This is a genomic window from Falsiroseomonas sp. E2-1-a20, assembly GCF_051433195.1.
Taxonomy (GTDB): domain Bacteria; phylum Pseudomonadota; class Alphaproteobacteria; order Acetobacterales; family Acetobacteraceae; genus Falsiroseomonas.
Genome location: NZ_JBHMFT010000006.1, coordinates 1 through 22,218, shown reverse-complemented (window position 1 = coordinate 22,218; position 22,218 = coordinate 1). Strand labels below are relative to the sequence as shown.

Here is a 22,218-nt window from a genome sequence, read left to right as displayed (position 1 = left end):
AAGGAGAGGGATCCACATGAAAGCGATGCGCGCCATCCGCGCCGTGGCCATAGCAGCCGCGGCGATCCTGCCATGGGCTGCCAGCCCCAGTGTCGCCCAGGAATGGCGCGGCTGGAACATCCACGCCGGCGACTATCCCAACGGCCGCGGCATGGACCGGTTCGGCGAGCTGGTGGCGCAGCGCACCAACAACCGCATCCGCATGCGCACCTACCACTCGGCGCAGCTCGGCCAGCAGGACGAGGCGATCCAGCAGATGCGGCTGGGCTCCATCGACTTCGGCAACTTCAACCTGAGCCCCTTCAACAACCTGGCGCCGTCCACCAACGTGGTGACGCTGCCCTTCCTGTTTCGCAACGTGGCGCACAGCCACGCCGCGATCGATGGCGTCGCCGGGCAGGAAATCGCCAAGGACCTCGAGGCGATCGGCATCATCGCGCTGGCCTGGTACGATGGCGGCGCCCGCAGCGTCTATTCCACGCGCCCGATCCGCACGCCGGCCGACATGCGCGGCCTCAAGATCCGCGTGCAGACCAGCGACCTGTGGATCGACCTGATGCGCGCGCTCGGCGCCAACGCCACGCCGCTGCCCTTCGGCGAGGTCTTCACCAGCCTGCAGTCGGGCGTCATCGACGCGGCCGAGAACAACTTCCCCTCCTATGAGAGCACGCGGCATTTCGAGGTGGCGCGCTACTACTCCACCACCGAGCATTCCAACGTGCCGGAAGTGCTGGCCGTGTCGCAGCAGCGCTGGCGCCGGATGAGCGAGGCGGATCGCAACATCATGCGCGACGCGGCGCGTGAGAGTGCGACGCTGCAGCGCCAGCTCTGGGCGGAACGCGTGGAGGTCTCGCGCCAGCGCGTGGTGGCCGCCGGCGTGACGGTGATCGAGATCGCGGACCGCACCCCGTGGTCGGCGCTGATGGAGCCGGTCTACGCCAAGTACGCGGCGACGCCGCGCCTCGCCGGCATGGTGCAGGCGATCCGCGCCCTGCCGTGACCTGACGCAGGGGGCGGCCTCCGCGCCGCCCCCAACCACCAGCCGGGGTGACCGAACAAGATGGTGCTGTTTTCCCGTATCCTCGACATCCTGTCGCGGATCGTCGTCGTGACGGCCGGCTTCGCGCTGGTCGGCCTGGTGGTGATGATGGGCTGGATGGTGTTCGGCCGCTACGTGCTGAACGACACGCCCACCTGGATCGAGCGCGGGGCCACCCTCTCGATCCTCGCCATCGCCCTGCCGGTCGCCGCTGTCGGGGTGCGGGAGCGGTTTCATCTTTCGGTGCTCGGCTTCCGGGAGGCGCTGCCCATCGGCATCCAGCGCTGGATCGCCGTGGGCTGCGACACCGCCGTCGGGTTGTTCGGCCTCGGCATGGTGGTCTGGGGGTATGAGCTGGTCGGCATGGTCGGGCCGTTCAACATCCCGCTGCTCAACATCAGCCAGGGCTGGACCTACGCGCCGATGATGGTCTGCGGCGCGCTGACCTTCCTGTTCTCGGTGGAGCAGGTGCTGAAGGACATCCTCAACCCGGAGGGTCCGGAACAGCGCGGCGCCGCCGCGGCCTTCCTGGAGTAGCCCTGCGTGGAAACCGGCCTCTACATCATCTTCGGCATCTTCTTCCTCGGCATCGCGGCCGGTGTCCCGGTCGCCTTCGTGCTCGGCATCGCCGCCGTGGTCGGCTTCCTGTACGAGGGGATCAACCCCGCCGTCGCCTTCCAGCAGATGGCCTCGGGGATGAGCATCTTCTCGCTGCTCGCCATCCCCTTCTTCGTCTTCGCCGGCGAACTGATGCTGCATGGCGGCATCGCACGCCGGCTGATTTCCGTGGCGTCGTCGCTGTTCGGCTGGATGCGCGGCGGCCTCGGCGTGGTGAACGTCTCCACCTCCATGCTGTTCGGCGGCATCTCCGGCAGCGCGGTGGCGGATGCCTCCGCGCTCGGCACCATCCTGATCCCGGCGATGAAGCAGCGCGGCTACGGCACGGACTACTCGGTCTCCGTCACCGTCACCTCCTCCATCGCCGGCATCATGATCCCGCCGAGCCACAACATGATCCTGTATTCGCTGGCGGCGGGCGGCGGCATCTCGGTCTCCGCGCTGTTCGTCGCGGGCTTCGTGCCCGGGCTGATCATGTGCCTCTGCCTCGGCATCGCGGCCTACGTCGTCGCGGTGAAGCGTGGCTACCCGGCGGAGCCGTTCCAGGGCATCCGGCACATCGTCTGGACCTTCATCGATGCGCTGCCCGGCCTGCTGACGGCCGTGATCATCCTGGGCGGCGTGCTGTCCGGCATCTTCACCGTCACCGAAAGCGCCGCCTTCGGCACCATCTGGGCCATCCTGGTCACCGTGCTGGTGTATCGCAGCCTGGATTGGGCGCATTTCAAGATCTGCGTCGCCGCGAGTGTGCGCACCTCCGCCGTGGTGTTCCTGCTGGTCGGCACCGCGACCGCCTTCGCCTACCTGCTCGCCGTGTACCGGCTGCCGGACCTGCTGACGGAAGGGATGCTGGCGATCAGCACCAACCCCATCGTCATCCTCATCATGATCAACGTCTGCCTGCTGCTGCTGGGCTGCGTCATGGACATGGCGGCGCTGATCCTGATCACCACGCCGATCTTCCTGCCCGTGGTGGTCGCCATCGGCATGGACCCGGTGCAGTTCGGCATGGTGATGATGATGAACCTGGGACTGGGGCTGACCACGCCACCGGTGGGCGCGGTGCTGTTCGTCGGCTGCGCCATCGGCAAGATACCCATGGAGCAGATCATGAAGTCGATCCTGCCCTTCTACGCCGCCATCCTGTTCGCGCTGATGCTGACCACCTACATCCCCGCCATCTCCCTGACCCTGCCGAAGCTGCTGCTGGGATACACCGGCTGATGGACTTCATCCTTGCCGCCGACCTCCGCGCCGAGGTCGGCGAGGGCCCGACCTGGGACGACCGCCGCCGCGTGCTGTGGCTGGTCGACATCCTGGCCCCCTGCGTCATCCGCTTCGACCCCGCCGATGGCAGCGTCCACCGCATCCCGGTGCCGGAGGTCTGCGGCAGCCTGGCGCTGTGCCGATCCGGCGCCCTGCTGGTGGCGCAGCGCGCCAGCCTCATCCGCCTGGACCCGGACAGCGGCGCCACCGCGCCCTTCGCGACCATCCCGGAGGAGCCGGCGCATAACCGCCTGAACGACGGCAAGGTCGGCCCCGATGGCGCATTCTGGGTCGGCAGCATGGATGACCGGCCCGAAAAGCAGGCAACCGCCATGCTGTGGCGCGTCACCCCCGATGGCCGGGCGGAGCGGCGGCGCGAGGGGCTGACCGTCTCGAACGGCCTGGCCTGGTCGCCCGATGGCCGCACGATGTGGCATTCGGACAGCCGCAGCGCCTGCATCGACACCTGCGACTTCGACCCCGCGACCGGCGCCACCGGCGCCCGGCGCACCGTCATCACCATGACGGACGAAACCGGCCGCCCGGATGGCGCCGCCTGCGATGCGGCGGGCAACTACTGGTCCGCCGGCGTCTCAGCCGGCCGCATCAACGTGATCTCGCCGGCTGGCGAGATCCTGCGCCACTTTGCCTTCCCCGTGCCGGCCCCCACCATGCCCTGCTTCGCCGGGCCGGACCTGTCCACGCTGTTCGTCACCAGCCTGCGCCGCGGCCGCGAATCGGTGCTGGCCGAGCATCCGACCCTGGGTGGGCTGTTCCGCGCCGAAGGCCTGGGCCAGGGTGCGCCCGTGCATCGCTTCGCCGACTGAGGATTTTTGGCATGACCGACAGCAAACCCATCCTGCTCACTGGTGCCTCGGGCAATCTCGGCCGCATGCTGACGCGCGAGTTGTCGGCCGCCGGCTTCACCCTGCGCCTGACCGACATCATGCCCTTCCCGGACGAGATCCCCGCCGGCGCCCGCTTCGTGAAGGCGGACCTGTCCGAATCGCTCGCCGTGGTCCGCCAGGCGGAAGGCTGCGGCACCATCCTGCATTTCGGCGGCGTGAGTGTGGAAAAGCCGTTCGAGGAGGTCGCCGGCCCGAACCTGCACGGCCTGTACCACATCTACGAGGCCGCCCGGATGTTCGGCGCCCGCGTGGTCTTCGCCAGCTCCAACCACTCCATCGGCTTCCATGAACGGCCCCAGGGGAACAACCAAAGCAACCAGGCCAAGCTCGATGCCGACTGCGCCTTCCGGCCGGACGGCTACTACGGCCTGTCCAAGGTCTATGGCGAGCTGATGGGCCGCATGTACTGGGACAAGCATGGCGTCGAGAACGTCAACATCCGCATCGGCTCCTGCTTTCCGAAGCCGATCAACAAGCGGATGCTGGCGACCTGGCTGTCCTACGCCGATCTCGCCCGCCTCATCACCCGCACCATCGTCGCCGAACGCACCGGGCATTGCGTGATCTGGGGCGCCTCGAAAAACCCCGACAGCTTCTGGGGCGCGGACCACCGCGACCGCCTGGGCTGGGAGCCGGAGGACACTGCCGAGGATTTCCGCACCGAGGTCGGCCACATCGTCTCCGACGACCCGGTGGAGGAACGCTACCAGGGCGGCGGCTACTGCTCGATCGAGTATTCGCGGAAGGGCGGCTTCTCCCCGCGCGACCAGTTCGATCCGGAATGATTTCCCTCCGTGCCGGCGACTGGGCGGCGACGATCCTGGAGGATGAGGGCGCCGCACTCGGCACCCTGACCTGGCGCGGCCGGGATATCGTGGCGCCGGTGCCGGCCGGCGAAAGCCCGAACCGCGGCCTGCACAGCGCCTTCCTGATGGCGCCCTGGACCAACCGGCTGGATGGCGGCCGCATCACCGTGAATGGCACCGCGTACCGCATGCCGATCAACCGGCCGCTGGAGGACAACGCCCTGCACGGCTTCGTGCGGGAACAGGCCTGGAAGGTCGAATCCCAGGCGGCGGACCGCGCCGTGCTGTCCTGCCTGGTGGACCACCCGCCCTTCCGCTGCGGCGCCTGGCTGACGGTGGCGCTGACGGACCAGGGCCTGTCCTTGTCCCTGGCGCTGACCAACACCGGCAGCCTGCCCACCCCCATGGGCATGGGCTGGCACCCCTTCTTCACCCGCCCCCTCGGCACCCGCCTGCGCTTCGCCGCCACCACCACCTTCAGCCGCGACGCCCGCGGCCTCGCCCAGTCGCCGCGCCCCTCGGCCGGGCTGGCGGGCGGGGAGGCCGTGCTGGTCGGCCACGACACCCACTTCGCCGGCTGGGACGGCCTGGCCGAGATCGCCTGGCCCGGCGGCCCCACCTTGGTCCTGCGCGCCACCGGCGACTGGTCCCGCCACCTGCAAATCTATGCGCCGAGCATCGCGGAGGTGCTGTGCGTCGAGCCGGTGAGCCATGTGCCGGACGCCGTGAACCGCCCCGACCTTGCCGCCCACGGCCCGATGCATGTGCTGGCGCCCGGCCAGGCGCTTGAGGGCACGGCAACCTTGCACCTGGGGTAACCCCCCTCCCCAAGCGGCGCGGGCCGGGCGAGAATGGGCGCATGCGAAGCGCGCTCATCCTCGGTGGCGGTGTCATGGGCCTGTCGGCTGCCTGGGCCCTGTCCCGGGCCGGCTACGCCGTGCGGGTGGTGGAACAGGACCCGGTGCCAAACCCCCGCGGCAGTTCGGTGGACGACCACCGCCTGATCCGCCACGCCTATGGCGCCGCGCGCGGCTACATGCGGATGATCGACCCCGCCCATGCCGCCTGGAGCCTGCTGTTCCAGGAAGCCGGCGAGACAGCCTATGTGCCGACCGGGGTGCTCGCCCTGGCGAACGCGCCGAACGCCTGGATCACGGACAGCCGCGCCGCGCTCCGCGCCGATGGCCATGCGGTGGAGGACCTCGACGCCGCCGCCATCGCCACCCGCTACCCCTATCTGTCCGCCGACGGCCTCGCCGACGCCTTCCATCTGCCCAGCGGCGGCGTGCTGCTGGCGCGCCGGATCGTCGAGATGCTGTCCCGCATCCTGGCCCGCCGGGGCGTGGACATCCGCCGTGGCCACGCCACCGCGGTCGACCCGGCCCGCGCCGGGCTGCTGCTGCGGGATGGCACGCGTTTGCAGGCCGACCTGCTGGTGGTCGCCGCCGGCCCCTGGGCGCCGCGGCTGCTGCCGGACCTCGCCACGCGGGTCCGCCCGACCCGGCAGATCCTGGTCCGCCTCGCGCCACCGCCGGAGCACGAGGCCGCCTGGCAACGGGCCCCGATGCTGCTGGACCTGGCCGAGGATGGCGGCTTCTACGCCGTCCCGCCCGTGGCCGGCACCCCGCTGAAGATCGGCGACCACCGCTTCGCCCCCACCGGCGACCCCGACGCGCCGCGCGAGGCCACCGCCGCCGAGGCCGCGGAAATCCTGGACTTCGCCAGGCCGCGCATCCTCGGGCTCGATCGTTATCGCGTATTGTCCGCCGCCGCCTGCTACTACGATGTGGAGGCGGAGGAGCGATTCGTGTTGGAGCGTCTGGGCGACAGGGCCTTCGTGATGTCCGGCTTCTCCGGGCACGGCTTCAAGTTCGGCGCGCTGCTCGGCCTGGCCCTGGCGCGGGCCGCGGGTGACGCCTCACTGGCCGATTCGTTGCCCGGCTGGGCCGCCGGCGCCACCCCGCCACCGCCGGGCCTGCTGGACGCCCTGCAACAGGAAAACGCGGCATGAGCTTGCCCACCGCGGCCGAGGACCTGGTCCTCGGCCTGACCCAGGTCATCGGCCTGCCCGGCCTGACCGAGGCCGCCGGCAGCCCATTGCCCGCCGCCGACATCGCCGCCCTGGTCGAGGAAGCCGCCCGCTTCACCTCGGAAAAGATGGCGCCCGGCTGGCAGGATGCCGACCGCCATGGTGCCCGCTACGCCAACGGCACGGTCACTGTGCCGCCGCACTACAACCAGTTGATGCGGGACTGGATCGACAGCGGCTGGCAGGGCGTCTCCGCACCCGAGGAACATGGGGGGCAGGGCCTGCCGCACGCGCTGTGGGTGGCGGTGACGGAACTCGCCTCCGCCGCCGACATGGCGTTCTTCCTCGGCCCGGTGCTGACCGCCGGCGCCATCGACCTGCTGGTGACGCATGCGACGCCGGACCAGGCGGCGCGCTGGCTGCCCAAGCTGGTCTCCGGCACCTGGACCGGAACCATGTGCCTGACCGAGCCCCAGGCCGGCTCCGACCTCGCCGCGCTGCGCACCAAGGCGGAGCCGCTGGGCGATGGCCGCTACGCCCTGCACGGGCAAAAAATCTACATCACCTGGGGCGAGCACGACCTCACGGAGAACATCCTCCATCTCGTCCTGGCCCGCCTGCCCGGTGCGCCGGAAGGCTCCAAGGGCATTTCCCTGTTCGCCGCCCCGCGCATCACCGAGGCCGGCCAGCGCAATGCGCTGCGCTGCGGCGGCATCGAGCGGAAGCTGGGCATCCACGCCTCGCCCACCTGCACCATGCTGTTCGAAGGCGCCGAGGCGGAGCTGGTGGGCGAGCCCGGCCGCGGCTTGAACGCCATGTTCGCCATGATGAACGCCGCCCGCCTCGCCGTCGGCGTGCAGGGGGTGGGGCAGGGCGCCCGCGCCCTGGAACGGGCGGAGGCCTTCGCCCTCCAGCGCGTCCAGAACGGCCGCCCGATCGCGCAGCACGCCGATGTCGCCCGCATGCTGGCAGAGATGCGCGCCGTCACCCTCGCCGGCCGCCTGCTGGCGCTGGAGGCCGCGGCGGCGCTCGATGCGCACCACCTGCTGGGCGACGAGGAAGGCGCCACGCGCCTGGCGCTGCTGACCCCCATCGTGAAGGCCTGGTGCACCGACCGGGGCCTGGAGACCGCCAATACCGGCATCCAGGTGCATGGCGGCATGGGCTTCGTCGAGGAAACCGGCGCCGCCCAGATCCTCCGCGACGCCCGCATCGCGCCGATCTACGAGGGCACCAACGGCATCCAGGCCATCGACCTGCTGGTCCGCAAGGTGGCCCGCGACGAGGGCGATGCGATGCGGGTGCTGCTCGCCGAGGTCTCCGCCAGCGACCGCCGCCTGACCCCTGCCGCGGAACGCCTGGGCGACGTGACGGAAATCCTGCTCGGGCTTCAGGCGAAGGACCCCGACCGCGCGCAATCCCTGGCCGCGCCCTATCTCGATGCCTGCGGCTGGCTGCTGGGCGGCTGGATGCTGGCCCGCGCCGCCGCGGCATCCCCCGCGCACGCCCCGCTGGCCGCCTTCTACCTGGCCCGGCTGCTGCCGCGCGCCGAGGCCCGATGCCTGGAAATCGAGCAGGGCGCCCTGGTGCCCGTGCCGTTCGTGCTTTAACGGCATCGACATGCCTCTTGCAGCATTCCGACACGCACGCATCTGCTGCGGACTGACATGACCGCTCCTCTCGCCTCCCCCGCCCTCCACCGGTCACGCCCGAAGGTTGCCATCATTGGCGCCGGACCGGGTGGCCTTGCCGCAGCCATGCTGCTCGCCGCCTCCGGCGCACGGGTCACCGTGTACGAGAAGGACGAGGTGGTGGGCGGGCGTACGCGCACCCTCACCTCGGAGGAGGGCTACAGCTTCGACCTGGGCCCGACCTTCTTCCTGTACCCGCGCATCCTGAAGGAGATCTTCGCCCGCTGCGGCGCGGATCTCGAGCAGGAAGTCGACATGCGGCGGCTGGAGCCGCAGTACCGCCTGCTGTTCGAGAAGGGCGGCGACGTCACCAGGCTCGACGCCAGCGCCGACCTCGACCGGATGGAGGCGGAAATCGCCCGCATCTCGCCGGGCGACGCCAAGGGGCTGCGGCCCTTCATGCTGGAAAACCGCGCCAAGCTGGAAGCCTTCCGGCCGGTGCTGGAACGCGCCTTCTCCACCGCCGCGGACATGATGCGGCCGGACATGCTCAAGGCGCTGCCGCTGATGAAGCCCTGGTCCACCGTGGACAAGGATTTGGCGCGGCACTTCAAGGACCCCCGGGTCCGCCTCGCCTTCTCCTTCCAGACCAAATACCTGGGCATGAGCCCGTTCAAATGCCCGGCGCTGTTCACCATCCTGTCGTTCCTGGAATATGAACACGGCGTCTTCCACCCGATCGGCGGCTGCGGCGCCGTGTCCACCGCCATGGCGCGCGTCGCCGAACGGCTCGGCGCCGATATCCGCCTGAACACCCCGATCGAGGCCATCGCCTTCCAGGGCAAGCGCGCCAAGGGCGTCGAGATCGGCGGCACGCGCCACGACGCCGACGCGGTGGTGGTGAACGCGGACTTCGCCCACGCCATCCCGAAGCTGATCCCCGACCACCTCCGGAAGGGCTGGAAGGACAAGAAGATCGGCCAGGCGCGCTATTCCTGCTCGACCTTCATGCTCTACCTCGGCCTCGACCGCGAACTGCCCGGCGTCGCCCACCACAACGTCATCCTGTCCGAGCAGTACCGGCAGAACATCGGCGAGATCGAGACCGGGGTGATCCCGGAAATCCCCTCCCTCTACGTCCAGCACGCCGGCGCCACCGACCCGACCATGGCCCCCGCCGGCCATTCGGCGCTCTACGTCCTGGTCCCGGTGCCGAACCTGATCCACCAGCCGGACTGGGCCGCGCAAAGCGCCCGCTTCCGCGAAATCGCGCTGGACCGCCTCAAGGTCCTCGGCCTCGGCGACCTGCGGCCGCACATCAAGTACGAGCGCATCGTCGCCCCGCAGGACTGGGAAAGCGACTTCGCCGTGGGCTACGGCGCCACCTTCAACCTGTCGCACGAACTGCCGCAGATGCTGCTGTTCCGCCCCGGCAACCGCTTCCGCGACGTCGAAGGCGTGTACCTGGTGGGCGGCGGCACCCACCCCGGCAGCGGCCTGCCCGTGATCTACGAAGGCGCCCGCATCACCACCGGCCTGCTCGCCGCCGACCTCGGCCTCTCGGCCGCCCCCAGCCGCCCGACCGCCGACAGCGGCTTCCGGGCGGCGACCCCGGTGGCGGCGGAGACTTAATCAACTTCCACGGGTGGCCTTGCAGGGGGCGCTGCCCCCTGCACCCCCGCCAAAGGGACAGTGGTCCCTTTGGAATCCCATCAAGGGGTGGAAGGGAGGAGGGGCATCGCGGGACCGCCGGTTCAACGGTCCCTCCAAGCCCCTCCTCCCTTCCACCCCTCATACAAGGGTTCAAGGGGCCGCTGCCCCTTCGCGGGAGGGTGCAGGGAGGGCAGCGCCCTCCCTGCGGGCCACCCGCGGAACCTGCTAAGACTTCGACGACACGGAGGACGCACGCATGGCAGACCGGGTGGTGGTGGTGGGGGGTGGCCTGGGTGGGCTAGCCGCGGCGGCCGTGGCGGCGGCGCGCGGGCACAAGGTGACGTTGCTGGACAAGAACCCGTGGCTGGGTGGGAAGGCGGCGGTGTTGAATCTGCCGGCGCCGGACGGCTCGGGTGATTTTCGTTTCGACATGGGGCCGACCATCCTGACGGTGCCGCGCGTGTTGCGGCGGATTTTCGCGGAGGCCGGGCGCGACCAGGCGAAGGACCTGCCGTTGATCCGGCTGGACCCGCAGTGGCGGTGTTTCTTCGAGGATGGCACGCAGATCGACCTGATGGCCGATGTCGCGACCATGCAGGCGGAGATCGAGAAGTTCGCGCCCGGCCGCGGGTTGGGCGAGGGCTACCGCAAGTTCCAGGAGGAAAGCCGCCACCTGCATGGCGTCTCGGAAAAATTCTTCTTCTGGCGGCCGGTCGAGGGGGTCTCCGACACCATCGACATGAAGGCCAACCTCAACCCGAACACGCTGCGCGACGTGCTGTCGCTGAAGATGGGCAAGACGGCGGCGAAGATCATCCGCGGCCATGTGCCTGATGAGCGGCTGGCGCAGATGCTGGACCATTACTGCCAGTATATCGGCTCCTCGCCCTACTTGGCGCCGGCGGTGGTCTGCTCGATCGGCGACATGCAGGCCAGCGAGGGCGTCTGGTATCCGGTGGGCGGCACCCGGGCAGTGGCGGAGGGCCTTGCCAAGCTGGCCGCCGACCTGGGCGCGGAGCTGCGGACGGACAGCGAAGTGACCGGCTTCGACATCGAGAACGGCGCCATCAAGGGCGTGCGCGTCGGGTCGGAAAGGATCGCCTGCGACGCCGTGATCTCCAACATGGACGCGGTCCGCACCTACAAGGAACTGGTGGGCGGCGAACCCGGACGGAAATACGCCAAGAAGAACTTCGAGCCGGCCTGTTCCGGCGTGGTGCTCTATCTCGGCCTGAACAAGCGCTACGAGCATCTTGGCCACCACGACTTCGTCTTCTCCCGCGATGCGGAAGAAGAATTCGACGCGATCTACAAGAAGGGCATCCCGGCCCCCGATCCCACCGCCTACCTGGCCGCGCCGTCGGGCACCGATCCCTCGGTCGCGCCGGAGGGTGGCGAGGCGTTGTACGTGCTGGTCCACACGCCCTACCTGCGGCCGAGCCATGACTGGTCGAAGATGCTGCCGCAGTACCGCCAGACCATCCTCGACAAGCTGAAGCGGACGGCGGGGCTGGAGGATATCGAGGAGCGCATCGTGGTCGAGCGTCACCTGACGCCGGTCGATATCCATGAGCGCTACAAGGTGCTGGACGGCGCCATCTATGGGCTCGCCAGCCATGGCAGCTTCATGGGCGCCTTCAAGCCGGGCAACCGGTCCAAGCTGGTGAAGGGCCTGTATTTGTGCGGCGGCGCCGCGCATCCGGGGCCGGGCATGCCGATGGTGATGATGTCCGGCTGGATCGCGGCGGACGCGCTGGATCGCGACCGTGGCGGCCGCGGCATGGATGCGGCGGCGAAGGAGGCCGGGCGCCGCGAATCCGAACTGGCCACCGCCGCGGAATAGCCGTGCCGTGAACCACATGACGCCGCCCGCTGGTGGCCCGACGGCCAGGGCTGCCACGGGGGACAACCCCGTGGCGCTGTACGACCCGCGGCGGATGGCGTTCTTCCACTACATGTTCGGCCGGTTCTTCCGGAAGCACATGCGCGCCGCGCGGGTGGCGCTGTGGGGCCTGCCGCAGCCGTATGGCGACCGGCCGCTGGTGGTCTTCGCCAACCATCCGGGCTGGTGGGACGGCGTCGCCTTCATGCTGCTGTCGCAGCGGCTGTTTCCGGGCCGGCGCATGTTCATCCCGATGGATGCCGGCGCGCTGACCCGCTACCGCTTCATGACCCGCATCGGCGTCTTCGGGGTGGAGAACGCGACGCCGCGCGGGGCCGTCGCCTTCCTGCGCACCGCCCGCCTGGTTCTGGGCGCGCCGGACCGCATGCTGTGGATGAACGCCCCCGGCCGGTTCAGCGACCCGCGCGAACGCCCGGTGCCCATTGCGCTGGGCATGACACGCCTGCCGGAGATGGCGCCGGAGGCGCTGTTCGTGCCCCTGGCGCTGGATTACCCCTTCTGGTCGGAACGCAAGCCGGAGATGCTGTGCGCCTTCGGCCAGCCCGTCAGCGGGGAAACGCTGGCGGCGCTGCCGCGCGAGGCCCGCGTCGCGGTGCTTTCCGACGCGCTGGCGATGACCATGGACCGTCTGGCGCAGGACGCCATCGCGCGCGATCCCGCCCGGTTCGAGACGCTGCTGCAGGGCCCGGAGGGCATGGGCGGAATCTACCAGTTGTGGCGGCGCTTGCGTTCCGCGATGAAGGGCCAAACATTCGACCCACGACATGATCCAAGGGGAGGGGCGGGCTAGGCGATGGATATGGAATTCACCTGGGCCTGGATTGCGCTCGCCCTCGCCATGTTCCCCGCCACCATGGGCGTGGTGAACCTGTTCCTGGTGCGCCCGCCGCGCGGTACGCCGGTGGAGGGCACGCTCGTCTCCATCCTGATCCCGGCGCGGAACGAGGCCGCCAACATCGCCGCCTGCCTGGATGCGGCCCTGGCCTCCCGCGGCGTCGCGGTGGAGGTCGTGGTGATGGATGACGGCTCGACCGACGAAACCGCCGCCATCGTCACAGCCTACGCCGCCCGCGACCCGCGCGTGCGGCTGGAGGCGGCACCGCCCCTTCCCGCCGGCTGGACCGGCAAGGTGCATGCCTGCGCCCGGCTGGCGGAGGCCGCGCGCGGCACGCATTTCCTGTTCATCGATGCCGATGTGCGCCTGGCGCCGGAGGCGGCCGCCAGCATGGCCGGCCACGCCGCGCGCACTGGCACGGCCATGGTCACCGGTGTGCCGAAGCAGCTCATCGGCTCGCTGGGCGAGGCGCTGACCGTGCCGATGATCAATTTTCTTCTATTCTGCTACCTGCCAGGTGGCGGGCGCGCCTTCACCCGTCGCTCCGGCATGGCGGCCGCCTGCGGGCAGCTCATGCTGGTGGAGCGTGCGGCCTATCTCGCCGCCGGCGGGCATGAGGGCGTGAAGGGCGTGATGCACGACGCCCTGGCCCTGTCCCGGCGCATGCGGGAGCACGGGCTGGCGACGGAAGTCGTGGAGGGTGCCGGGCTCGCCACCTGCCGCATGTACAGCGACTTCGGCCAGAGCTGGGCCGGCTTCATCAAGAATGCGCGGGAGGGCATGGCGACGCCGGTTGGCCTGCCGATCTGGACCGTGATGCTGGCGGGCGCGCATCTCTGGCCGTTCTTCTTCCTGCCGCGCTCGGCGGCGCTGCTGGCCCTGGCGCTCGGCTTCGCCCTGCGGGCCGCGGTGACGCTGCGGGTGAGGGAGCCGTGGTGGACCATCCCGCTGCACCCGCTGACGGTGGCGGTGGCCCTGGCGATCCAGTGGACGGCGCTGGTGCGCGGGCTGCTGGGCAAGCCGGCCGGCTGGAAGGGCCGGGCCTATGAGCCCGTGTAGCCACGACGTCCTGACCGGCGGTTCGGCCTGAGGATGGATTCCGCCGGGCTCCCCGCCGGTCCCCCAAACCGCACGGAGACGACGGAGAATTTCCCGGTCGCCTCGCGCCTGCTGCCGGCCGCGCTGCGCCCCAAGGTGCTGGCCTTCTACCGCTTCGCCCGCCTGGCGGACGACATCGCCGATGCGCCCGCGCTGAGCGCGCCGGAAAAGCTGGCCCGGCTGGACCACATGGAGCGCCTGCTCGACGACCCGGCCGGTCCGCTGGCCGAAGTCGGCACCGGGGAGGCCCGCACCCTGCTCTCCGCCTTCCGCCAGGACGCCGTGCAGCCCCGCTACGCCGACTGGCCAGCGCTCGAGGATTACTGCGCGCGCTCCGCCGAGCCTGTCGGCCGCCTGCTGCTGCGCCTGCATGGGGAGGAGGACGCCGGCGCGCTCCGCGCCTCCGACGCGCTGTGTACCGCCCTGCAGATCCTCAACCACCTGCAGGACCTGGTGCCGGACCGCGCCGCGATGGACCGCATCTACCTGCCGCAGCCCTGGATGGCGCTGGCCGGGGGCGAAGCCGCGTTCTTCGCGCCGGAAAACGCGCAGCGCCGCGCCGTGCTGGATGCGGCGCTGGACCGGGTCGAGGCGGCGCTGGAGGTCGCATCCCCGCTGCCGCGCCTGCTGCGGTCCCGGCTGCGCCTGCAGGCGGCTGTCACGCTGGACCTCGCCTGGCGGCTGCTCGCACGCCTGCGGGCGGCGGACCCGGTGGCCGGGCGCGTCGCGCTGACGAAGGCCGATTTCGGCGCGGCCTTTGCCGGCCTGGCCCGCGCCCCGCGCAGCGACGCCGCCGTGGTGCGCGCCCGCGTCGCCCGCGCCGGCAGCAGCTTCGGCCGCGGCATGGCGGTGCTGAAGGGCGAGCGCCGCCGCGGCCTCTACGCCGTCTATGGCTTCTGCCGCGCGGTGGACGACATCGCCGATGGCGCGATGCCGGAGGCCGAGAAGCGCCGGCTGCTGGAGTCCTGGCGCCGCAAGCTGGATGCGCCGGATTGCGCGCTGTCCGCCGAACTCGCCTGGGCCCGGCAGCAATATGCGCTGCCGCGCGCCGAATGCGCCGCGATGATCGACGGCATGGAAACCGATGCCACCGCCGCGCTGCGCCTGCCCGACGAGGCGGCGCTCGCCCAGTACTGCCGCCGCGTCGCCGGCAGCGTCGGCGCCATGGCGGTGCGCATCTTCGGCGCACCGGAAGCCGAGGCCTTCGGCCTGGCGCTCGGCCGCACCTTCCAACTCGTGAACATCGTGCGCGACGTGGATGAGGACGCGGCGATCGATCGCGTCTATGTCCCGGGGAGCCTGCTCGCGCGCCACGGCGTCGAAGGAGGGAACGCCGCCGCCCTGGTCGCGCATCCCGGCTTCGCCCGCTGCTGCGCCGAACTGGCCGCGCAGGCGGCGGCGGGCTTCGCGCAGGCGGAGCGGGAATTGCGGGAGCATGATCCGAAGGCGATGAAACCGGCGCGCATCATGATGTGGGGCTATCGCCGCCTGCTGGACCGCATGATCGCCCGCGGCTTCGCCCACCCCCGCACCCGCCTGCGCCTGACACGGGGCGAAAAGCTCCATATGGCCTGGCTGGCGATGAAGCCGTGACGATCCATGTCATCGGCGCCGGCGTCGCCGGCCTCGCCGCCGCCCTGGCCCTGGCCCGCGCCGGCCAGCGCGTGGCGCTGCACGAGGCCACGCCCGCCCCCGGCGGCCGCGCCCGCGCCCTGCCGGATGGCACCGACAACGGCACCCACGCCCTGCTCGGCGCCAACCGCGCCGCGCTGCGCTTCCTGACCGCGATTGGTGCACGAGACGCCTGGGTGGAGCCGGAGCCGCTCGGCCTGCCGGTGCTGGACCTGGAGGAAGGCACGGCGCGCCGGGTCGCGCTGTCCCCGCTCGGCTGGGGCGATGCGGCGCGGCGGCCGGATGGCTTGAGCCTCGGCGGCCTGTTCGCCCTGCTGCGCCTGGCGATTCCCGGGCCGGATCGCAGCGTCGCCGCCGCCTTCGCCGCGCATCCGCGCCTGCTGCGCGCCCTGGTCGAGCCGCTGACCGTCGCCGCGCTGAACACGCCGGTGGAGGAAGCCTCCGCCCGGCTGCTCGGCGCGGTGCTGCGGCGGCTCGGCGGCAAGGGCGCGGCACGGCTGCTGGTGGCGCGCCAGGGGCTGGGGCCGGACCTGGTGGCGCCGGCGCTGGCGACGCTGGGCTGCCACGGCGCCAGCCTGCGCGCCGGCGCACGGCTGCGGGCGCTGGTGCAGGCGGAGGGCCGGGTCACCGCGCTGGATTTCGGCGACACCATCATTGCCCTCCTCCCCGGCGATGCGGTGGTGCTGGCGGTGCCACCGTGGGAGGCGGCGCGGCTGCTGCCCGGCCTGCCGGTGCCGCAGCGCCACGCACCGATCCTCAACGTGCATTTCAACCGGGTGGAGGAGGGGCCGGTGCGCTTCCTCGGCCTGCTCGGCGGCCTGTCGCAATGGGTGCTGGTGCGGCCCACCGGCGTCTCCGTCACCGTCAGCGCCGCCGATGCCGCCGTAGGCCTGACCGATGCCGAGGCCGCGGCGCGGATCTGGCCGGAGGTTCGCCAGGCCGCGCTGCGCTTCCGCCTGCCCGGCGCCTGGCCCGAGGCCCCTTCACCGGCCCGCGCCGTGCGCGAACGCCGCGCCACGCCACGCCACGGGCTGAACCCGCCCCCCGCGCCGCCGCGCCGGCCGCTGGCCAACCTCGTGCTCGCCGGCGACTGGACGCTCGCCGCGCTGCCCGCGACCATCGAGGCCGCCGTGCGGTCCGGCGAGGCCGCCGCCGCCGTGCTCGGCCGCGCGCTGCGCCAGCGGGTGGTGGCGTGACGCCAGCCGAGGCGCTCGCCCACCTCCGCGCCGCCGAGACCCGCGACGGCGCCCCGGACCCGGACCGCCGCCGCGCCCTGCTGGACCAACTCGCGAAAACACTGCTGAGGCGGGCGGAGGACATCGCCGCGGCCCTGGATGCGGATTACGGCGGGCGGTCGCGGCTGGAGACGCTGCTGGCCGACGTGCTCTGCACCGTCGATGCCGCACGCTATTCCCGCCGCCACCTGCGCGCCTGGGCGAAGCCGCGCCGCGTCGCCGTGCCCTATCCCTTCTGGCCCGCCCGGGCCTGGGAGGAGCCGGTGCCGAAGGGCATCGTCGGCATCATGGCGCCCTGGAACTACCCGGTGCAGCTGGCCCTGATCCCGGTGGTGGATGCCATCGCCGCCGGCAACCGCGTCGCGATGAAACCCTCCGAGGCCGTGCCGCGCACGGCGGCGCTGCTGGCGGAAGTGCTGGCCACGGCACTCGGCCCCGATATTGCCGTGACGGTGCAGGGTGGGCCGGACGTCGCGGCGGAGTTCGCGGCGCAGGCCTGGGACCACCTGATGTTCACCGGCGGCACCGAGACCGGCCGCAAGGTGGCCCTGGCCGCGGCGCGCAACCTGGTGCCACTGACCCTGGAACTCGGCGGCAAGTGCCCGGCGGTGGTGCTGCCGGGGGCCGACCTGGGGGTGGCGGCGCGGGACATCCTGGCCGGCAAGGCGGTGAATGCCGGGCAGACCTGCATCGCGCCCGACACCGTGCTGCTGGTCGGCCACGCGCCGGAGGCCTTCGCCGCCGCCTGCCGCGCCAGCGGCATCGGGCTGCCCGAAACCGGCATCGCCACGGCGGCCCAGGCGGCGCGGCTGGATCGCCTGACCCAGGGCGTGCGGCTGGAGCCGCTGGCCTCCGACGGCCCCAGCCGGCAACGCGCCCTGTCCCTGGCCTATCCGGCGCCTGGCGATGCCCTGCTGGCGGAGGAGATCTTCGGCCCGGTCCTCGCTGTTCAACCAATGGTTGATGTACCGGCAGCCATCGCCTGGATCGTGGCGCGCCCGGCGCCACTTGCCATCTACCTGTTCGGCGCCACTCGCCCGGAAGTGGCCCGGTTTGCATCCGGCACACGCTCAGGCGCCCTCGTCACCGGCCGCACCGTGGAATACGCGGCCTTTCCCTCGCTCGGATTCGGCGGTGTCGGCGGCTCAGGATACGGGCGATATCATGGACATGCGGGATTCCTCGCATTTTCGAGCCAGCGCGCCCGCGTCGATCACGGTCGCGTGAGTCTTGCACGTATATTTGATCCGCCTCGTAAGAAACTCGCGGAGCGGTTGATCGGGAGACTGGTAAGATTGCCTTAACGCAGGCAAAGTTTGTTCATGAACGCAGTTGGCGACCCTGTCCGGGAGGTTCACACGCACAGGCTGTGCCTGCGCCTGCCGTTCCCCGAGGATGCCGAGGCCCTGGCCGGCCTGATGGGTCCCGCCATCAGTGCCCGCCTCGCCTCCTGGCCCGTCCACCTGCTGCCCTCCGCCGCCGCGGCCCGCCTGGGTGAGGCGCGCGCGGCCGCCATGGCGGGCCTTGCGCTACCCATGGTCATCACCCGCCGCGAAGGCGGCCCGCGCGCCGGCCAGGTCCTCGGCTGGATCAGCGCCAGCCGCGCCGAGGCCGATCGCAGCCGCGCCGTACTGACCTACTGGCTCGGCGATGATTTCCAGGGCGAGGGCCTGATGCGCGAGGCCGCCCCCGCCGCCGCTTCGGCCGTGTTCGAGCATCTGGGCGTGGCGGAGATCCGCGCCGCCGTGCAGCCGGACAACCACGCCTCCCGCGCCGTGCTGATCGGCCTCGGCATGCGACCGCTCGGTTCCGGCCGCATCTGGTGCGCGGCCCGCGGGCGGGAGGAGGAATGCGAATGGTGGAGCCTGCTGCGCCCCATCATGGAATCGCACCTGCAATCCGACATGGCGCAGACGGAGCCGCCACCGGCCCGCGCCGACCAATCGATGTCGCAGCCGGTTCCCTGACCCCACGCGAGACGGCATACTCGCGCCAGGCGGGCGTGCCGGAATGGTAGACGGAAGGGTTTTAAAAACCCTCGGCCTTGTGCCATGCGGGTTCGATCCCCGCCGCCCGCAGTATTGTGGTGCCCTCAGGCGCCGGGCGCGGCCTCCGGCCGCCTGGCTCGCCGCATAAGCGGCGGGCCGCAATTCGCGGCCTCGGCCGGCTGTGCCGGCCGCATGTACTTGCCCTCAGGCGCCGGGCGCCCCCTCCGGGGGCTTGGCTCGCCGCATAGGCGGCGGGCCGCAATTCGCGGCCTCGGCGGCCGCTGGCCGCCGCAGGTCAGGTCAGGTCAGTTTTGGTGCGGGCGGCCGGGCTGGTCCAGCAGCGCGAAGGTCAGCTCGTGCTTGTTGTGCGCGCCGTGGAACATCACCGCGCCAGGGATGGCCGCGAAGGCCTCGGCGGTGGCGTGGTCCGTCTCGCCCTGGAACTTCAGCGTGCAGACATAGTTGCGCGCCGCACCGGCGGCGATCCAGCGCTGCACCAGGGCCAGCAGGCGGCTCGGGTAGCAGATCACGTCGCTGAACAGCCAATCCACCGGCGGCTCCGTGCGCGGGTCCAGGCCGAAGGCGCTCTCGGCGCGCATCGTCACGCCGGGCAGCGCGGCCACCGCGGCATCCAGCGGCGCCTTGTCCACCGCCACCACGCGCGCGCCCAGCTTCGCCAGCACCCAGCTCCACCCCCCCGGCGCGGCGCCGAGGTCGAGGCAGGTCTCACCCGGCCCCGGATGCCGCCCGAGCCGGGTCAGCGCCTCCCACAGTTTCAGATAGGCGCGGGAAGGCGGGCCCTCGCGATCCTCGACGAAGGCGACCGCGCCCTGCACGAAGGGGCTGGTCTTGGTCGCACTCGCCAGCAGCCGGTCCGGCGCCAGCAGCGTCCAGGCGCCGAGATGCCCGCCGGGCGCCGGTTCCGGGAAGACCAGCGGGCGCGCCTTCACCGGTGGCAGGCGTTCCGTGATCAGCGCGCTGCGCCGGTGGTGGCTGGCGGCATAGCCGGCCCAGTTGCGCTGGATGGCGCGCAGCGCATCGGCCGCCTGCTTCACCGATTCCGCGCGAAGCTCCTGCGGCGCGGTCCAACACTCCAGCGCCCAGGCGGCCGGGCCGGGCGGGTCCGGCGACAGCGCCAGCCTGCCATGCCAGGACCCGATCCTGCGGCCAGCGCGGGAAAATTCCTCCGCCAGCTCCGCCTCGAACCCCTCGGCCGCCAGATAGGCGCTGGCGATCATCGCTCCGGTGCCAGCGCCGCCGCCGCCGCCAGCAGGCCCCAGCCGACCAGCAGGAGCATCCCGCCGAGCGGCGTCACGGGGCCGAGCGAGGTTTCGGTCAGCACCCGCACATAGACGCCGCCGCAGAAGGCCAGCGTCCCGGCGACGAAGCAGCCGGCCGCCAGGTGCACCAGCGGCCCCCGCCGCCGATCCGCCAGCAGCCCGCAGCCGAGCAGCGCCAGCGCATGCCAGGCCTGCAGCGAGGCCCCGGTATTGGCGAGGCTCGCCACCTCCGGCGGCAGCCCGTGGCTCGCATAGGCGGCCATCGCCACCGCAACCAGCCCCGAAAGGGCGCCGAGAACCATCCACAACCGTGCCATGGCGCGCGGCTTACCCTGCGGCGGCGCGGGCCGCCAGACGGACCCGCGTGGCGGCCTCATGCGCCAGCCGCGTCGGCTCCGGCAGGCGCCGGCCGCGGCCGGCGGCCATCACCCAGCGCAGCGCCGTCGCCAGGGAGACGCGGTGGCCGACGGAGACATAGATCGGATTGGCGCCGCGCCGGGTGCGCAGGGCGACGCCGACCTGCCGCCCCTGCCAGACCAGCGGCGCCTGCGCGCCAGCTTCCTCGCCCAGGTCGCCCTCCACGGTCCCCACCAGGATCGACTTCGCGACGCCGATGGTCGGCACGTCCAGCACCACGCCGAGATGGCTGGCGACGCCGAGGCCGCGCGGATGCGCCAGCCCGTGCCCATCCACCAGGATCAGGTCGGGCCTTTCGGGCAGTGCCCGGAAGGCCCTGACCAGCACCGGCACCTCCCGGAACCCGAGCAGGCCGGGAATGTAGGGCAGGCCGCCGCTGCCGGTGGCACCCGCTTCCGCCGTCTGCGCCAGGCTCGCCGCATCCAGCGTCACCAGGCCGGCGTGGACGGTCCGCGTCGAGTCGAAGCGCAAGGTGCTGGCATCCGCCCCGCCCAGCAGCCGCACCGGCCCCAGCGCATCCCGCGCCACCACCTGCGCCGCCAGTTCGGGCTGCCGGCGGCGCGCCTCGGCGGCGGGTGACGCCTCAAGGGCCGCCGAGCGAGGGCCCGGTGTTGAAGAACTCATGCACGGTCCTGCCGATGGTGAGGCCGAGCGGCACGCCGCCGATATTGTCCGCGGCGTTGCGCGGCAGCCCGTCGAAGCGCCAATGCACGCCAAGATAGACCCGGCTGATGGCATTCTCCCACACCGCCCGGGCGTAGCTGTTGAACTGGCGCTCGAGCCGCGTGCGGACCGAGCCATCCGCATCCACGGCGCGACCGTCCAGCTCATCCGAGACGAAGCTGAACGTCTCCTCCGCCTCCATGGGCCCACCATCCGCCGCATCGAGGATGTTGGCGACCGTCAGGGCCGGGCCGCCGCGCCGCAGGCGCAGCACCTGGAACATGGCGGAGCCGAAGGCGGCGTGGCCGGAGGGGTAGGCCGGGAAGGGTGGCGTGGTCGGGCGCGCGCCGGGCCGGTTGGTCTGCGGCGCGCCATAGGGCGCCCAGAAGGGGTCGGCATAGCCCGGCGCCTCGTCGCGGATCCCGGCGACCGGGCGCCAGAGGTTCTGCTGGTACTTGTAGTGCCAGGCGTCGATCCCGGCATCCGCCATCGCGACATTGACCTCGGCGAACATCTCCGCCGCCTGCATCAGGGTCAGGTTCCGCGCCAGCGCGATCCTGCGGGCGATCTGGTTGTACAGCCGTGGCGGCACGCCGAGGCCCTGCGCCCCGTCATGGCCCCAATAGACGCCGATGACGCTCTGCTCCGCGGTGCGGCTGCGGCGCTCCCGCGCGCCGAATTCCTTCACCTCCTCGTAGTCCTGGCGGAAATGCGCGTTGTCGAGGAAGCTGGCCGTGCCCTTGCCGGGATAGTTGGCGAGCGGCGTGTGCGTCCCGCCCATGAAGCGCGTCACCTGGCCCCAATGCGAGGTGAGGAAGCCCTGGCCCGGGTTGTAGGGGTCGACCCGGTGCGTGCCATAGGCCGCCAGGCTCGGCGGCGGGTCGGGCAGGTTGGCGCCGTCATCCGCCCGGAACTCGAGGATCGCATCGGCGACGGAGGCGCCGAAGTCGAATCCCACCTGGCCGAAGGTGCCGAGCGCCTCGGTGAAGTATTCGGCATAGGCCGGATACATCGCGGTCATCGAACGGACGGCGGCGCCGTCGATCGCATCCTCCAGCACGATGCCGCCGGGGTTGGCGATGACCGGTTCGCCCTTCTTCACCAGGTAGGCCGCCTGCGGCCGGCGCAGGAAGGCGATGGTGTCGTGGATCGCGAGATGCACGATCGCCATGGCGCGGGAGGTATGGGTGGGCCCGGCCTGCTGGGTGTTGGCATAG

General features: G+C 71.6%; 20 protein-coding genes and 1 tRNA gene. 17 read left to right on the top strand and 4 right to left on the bottom strand.

Translation table 11 applies throughout. The annotated features are described in order from the left end of the window. Window positions 1-16 precede the first annotated feature (16 nt). From ACFHPP_RS09470 to ACFHPP_RS09390, 17 genes are all read left to right on the top strand, one after another. Window positions 17-1,000 (top strand): TRAP transporter substrate-binding protein, encoded by a 984-nt coding sequence (locus ACFHPP_RS09470; RefSeq protein WP_437163021.1) that lies wholly within the window; start codon window positions 17-19, stop codon window positions 998-1,000. Between the two features lie 60 nt (window positions 1,001-1,060). Next, complete coding sequence (locus tag ACFHPP_RS09465; RefSeq protein ID WP_437163020.1) at window positions 1,061-1,576, top strand: TRAP transporter small permease; 516 nt, start codon at window positions 1,061-1,063, stop codon at window positions 1,574-1,576. Between the two features lie 6 nt (window positions 1,577-1,582). Beyond that, entirely contained in the window at window positions 1,583-2,881 is a 1,299-nt protein-coding gene (locus ACFHPP_RS09460) for a TRAP transporter large permease (RefSeq protein WP_437163019.1), read from the top strand. After that, window positions 2,881-3,750 (top strand): SMP-30/gluconolactonase/LRE family protein, encoded by an 870-nt coding sequence (locus tag ACFHPP_RS09455; protein WP_437163018.1) that lies wholly within the window; start codon window positions 2,881-2,883, stop codon window positions 3,748-3,750. The genes ACFHPP_RS09460 and ACFHPP_RS09455 overlap by 1 nt, the downstream gene beginning before the upstream one ends. 11 nt (window positions 3,751-3,761) lie before the next feature. Continuing rightward, entirely contained in the window at window positions 3,762-4,616 is an 855-nt protein-coding gene (locus ACFHPP_RS09450; RefSeq protein WP_437163017.1) for an NAD-dependent epimerase/dehydratase family protein, read from the top strand. Continuing rightward, on the top strand, window positions 4,613-5,455 hold the full coding sequence (locus ACFHPP_RS09445; RefSeq protein ID WP_437163016.1) for an aldose epimerase: 843 nt from the start codon (window positions 4,613-4,615) through the stop codon (window positions 5,453-5,455). The genes ACFHPP_RS09450 and ACFHPP_RS09445 overlap by 4 nt, the downstream gene beginning before the upstream one ends. Before the next feature lie 41 nt (window positions 5,456-5,496). Beyond that, window positions 5,497-6,648, top strand: a complete 1,152-nt coding sequence (locus tag ACFHPP_RS09440; RefSeq protein ID WP_437163015.1) for an FAD-dependent oxidoreductase — start codon at window positions 5,497-5,499, stop codon at window positions 6,646-6,648. Next, a complete protein-coding gene (locus tag ACFHPP_RS09435; RefSeq protein ID WP_437163014.1) occupies window positions 6,645-8,276 on the top strand; it encodes an acyl-CoA dehydrogenase family protein in 1,632 nt (543 codons plus the stop codon). The genes ACFHPP_RS09440 and ACFHPP_RS09435 overlap by 4 nt, the downstream gene beginning before the upstream one ends. A gap of 57 nt (window positions 8,277-8,333) precedes the next feature. After that, on the top strand, window positions 8,334-9,929 hold the full coding sequence (gene crtI / locus ACFHPP_RS09430) for a phytoene desaturase family protein (RefSeq protein WP_437163013.1): 1,596 nt from the start codon (window positions 8,334-8,336) through the stop codon (window positions 9,927-9,929). A 277-nt stretch (window positions 9,930-10,206) separates the two neighbouring features. Then, window positions 10,207-11,793: a phytoene desaturase family protein gene (locus ACFHPP_RS09425; RefSeq protein WP_437163012.1), complete on the top strand. Its 1,587-nt coding sequence runs from the start codon at window positions 10,207-10,209 to the stop codon at window positions 11,791-11,793. A 16-nt stretch (window positions 11,794-11,809) separates the two neighbouring features. Next, the gene (locus ACFHPP_RS09420) at window positions 11,810-12,643 is read left to right on the top strand and encodes a lysophospholipid acyltransferase family protein (RefSeq protein WP_437163234.1); all 834 of its coding nucleotides are present in this window, start codon (window positions 11,810-11,812) and stop codon (window positions 12,641-12,643) included. A 3-nt stretch (window positions 12,644-12,646) separates the two neighbouring features. After that, window positions 12,647-13,747, top strand: coding sequence for a glycosyltransferase (locus ACFHPP_RS09415; RefSeq protein WP_437163011.1), 1,101 nt, complete (start codon window positions 12,647-12,649; stop codon window positions 13,745-13,747). 33 nt (window positions 13,748-13,780) lie between these two features. Next, a complete protein-coding gene (locus ACFHPP_RS09410) occupies window positions 13,781-15,379 on the top strand; it encodes a squalene/phytoene synthase family protein (RefSeq protein ID WP_437163010.1) in 1,599 nt (532 codons plus the stop codon). Next, window positions 15,376-16,614, top strand: a complete 1,239-nt coding sequence (locus ACFHPP_RS09405; RefSeq protein WP_437163009.1) for a hydroxysqualene dehydroxylase — start codon at window positions 15,376-15,378, stop codon at window positions 16,612-16,614. The genes ACFHPP_RS09410 and ACFHPP_RS09405 overlap by 4 nt, the downstream gene beginning before the upstream one ends. Further along, on the top strand, window positions 16,611-17,957 hold the full coding sequence (locus ACFHPP_RS09400; protein ID WP_437163008.1) for an aldehyde dehydrogenase family protein: 1,347 nt from the start codon (window positions 16,611-16,613) through the stop codon (window positions 17,955-17,957). The genes ACFHPP_RS09405 and ACFHPP_RS09400 overlap by 4 nt, the downstream gene beginning before the upstream one ends. 18 nt (window positions 17,958-17,975) lie before the next feature. Beyond that, window positions 17,976-18,620 carry a GNAT family N-acetyltransferase gene (locus ACFHPP_RS09395; protein WP_437163007.1) on the top strand — a complete coding sequence of 215 codons (645 nt, stop codon included), beginning with the start codon at window positions 17,976-17,978 and terminating at the stop codon, window positions 18,618-18,620. A gap of 29 nt (window positions 18,621-18,649) precedes the next feature. Beyond that, a tRNA-Leu gene (locus tag ACFHPP_RS09390) sits at window positions 18,650-18,731 on the top strand. 215 nt (window positions 18,732-18,946) lie between these two features. Here the strand turns inward: ACFHPP_RS09390 and ACFHPP_RS09385 are convergent. The 4 genes from ACFHPP_RS09385 to ACFHPP_RS09370 form a co-directional block, all read right to left on the bottom strand. Further along, complete coding sequence (locus ACFHPP_RS09385) at window positions 18,947-19,879, bottom strand: SAM-dependent methyltransferase (RefSeq protein WP_437163006.1); 933 nt, start codon at window positions 19,877-19,879, stop codon at window positions 18,947-18,949. After that, a complete protein-coding gene (locus ACFHPP_RS09380; protein WP_437163005.1) occupies window positions 19,876-20,238 on the bottom strand; it encodes a DUF423 domain-containing protein in 363 nt (120 codons plus the stop codon). Before ACFHPP_RS09380 ends, ACFHPP_RS09385 begins: the two co-directional genes overlap by 4 nt. A gap of 10 nt (window positions 20,239-20,248) precedes the next feature. Beyond that, window positions 20,249-20,962 (bottom strand): endonuclease V, encoded by a 714-nt coding sequence (locus tag ACFHPP_RS09375; RefSeq protein WP_437163004.1) that lies wholly within the window; start codon window positions 20,960-20,962, stop codon window positions 20,249-20,251. Beyond that, window positions 20,922-22,218: hypothetical protein (locus ACFHPP_RS09370; RefSeq protein ID WP_437163003.1), on the bottom strand; the 1,297-nt coding region annotated here is incomplete at its 5' end. The genes ACFHPP_RS09375 and ACFHPP_RS09370, both read right to left, overlap by 41 nt.

Coding starts and splice junctions, on each gene's coding strand:
- ACFHPP_RS09465 (WP_437163020.1), top strand. CDS start 1,061: ATGGTGCTGTTTTCCCGTATCCTCGACATCCTGTCGCGGATCGTCGTC.
- ACFHPP_RS09420 (WP_437163234.1), top strand. CDS start 11,810: ATGACGCCGCCCGCTGGTGGCCCGACGGCCAGGGCTGCCACGGGGGAC.
- ACFHPP_RS09380 (WP_437163005.1), bottom strand. CDS start 20,238: ATGGCACGGTTGTGGATGGTTCTCGGCGCCCTTTCGGGGCTGGTTGCG.
- ACFHPP_RS09410 (WP_437163010.1), top strand. CDS start 13,781: ATGGATTCCGCCGGGCTCCCCGCCGGTCCCCCAAACCGCACGGAGACG.
- crtI (WP_437163013.1), top strand. CDS start 8,334: ATGACCGCTCCTCTCGCCTCCCCCGCCCTCCACCGGTCACGCCCGAAG.
- ACFHPP_RS09425 (WP_437163012.1), top strand. CDS start 10,207: ATGGCAGACCGGGTGGTGGTGGTGGGGGGTGGCCTGGGTGGGCTAGCC.
- ACFHPP_RS09445 (WP_437163016.1), top strand. CDS start 4,613: ATGATTTCCCTCCGTGCCGGCGACTGGGCGGCGACGATCCTGGAGGAT.
- ACFHPP_RS09450 (WP_437163017.1), top strand. CDS start 3,762: ATGACCGACAGCAAACCCATCCTGCTCACTGGTGCCTCGGGCAATCTC.
- ACFHPP_RS09455 (WP_437163018.1), top strand. CDS start 2,881: ATGGACTTCATCCTTGCCGCCGACCTCCGCGCCGAGGTCGGCGAGGGC.
- ACFHPP_RS09435 (WP_437163014.1), top strand. CDS start 6,645: ATGAGCTTGCCCACCGCGGCCGAGGACCTGGTCCTCGGCCTGACCCAG.
- ACFHPP_RS09440 (WP_437163015.1), top strand. CDS start 5,497: ATGCGAAGCGCGCTCATCCTCGGTGGCGGTGTCATGGGCCTGTCGGCT.
- ACFHPP_RS09385 (WP_437163006.1), bottom strand. CDS start 19,879: ATGATCGCCAGCGCCTATCTGGCGGCCGAGGGGTTCGAGGCGGAGCTG.
- ACFHPP_RS09470 (WP_437163021.1), top strand. CDS start 17: ATGAAAGCGATGCGCGCCATCCGCGCCGTGGCCATAGCAGCCGCGGCG.
- ACFHPP_RS09415 (WP_437163011.1), top strand. CDS start 12,647: ATGGATATGGAATTCACCTGGGCCTGGATTGCGCTCGCCCTCGCCATG.
- ACFHPP_RS09375 (WP_437163004.1), bottom strand. CDS start 20,962: ATGAGTTCTTCAACACCGGGCCCTCGCTCGGCGGCCCTTGAGGCGTCA.
- ACFHPP_RS09395 (WP_437163007.1), top strand. CDS start 17,976: ATGAACGCAGTTGGCGACCCTGTCCGGGAGGTTCACACGCACAGGCTG.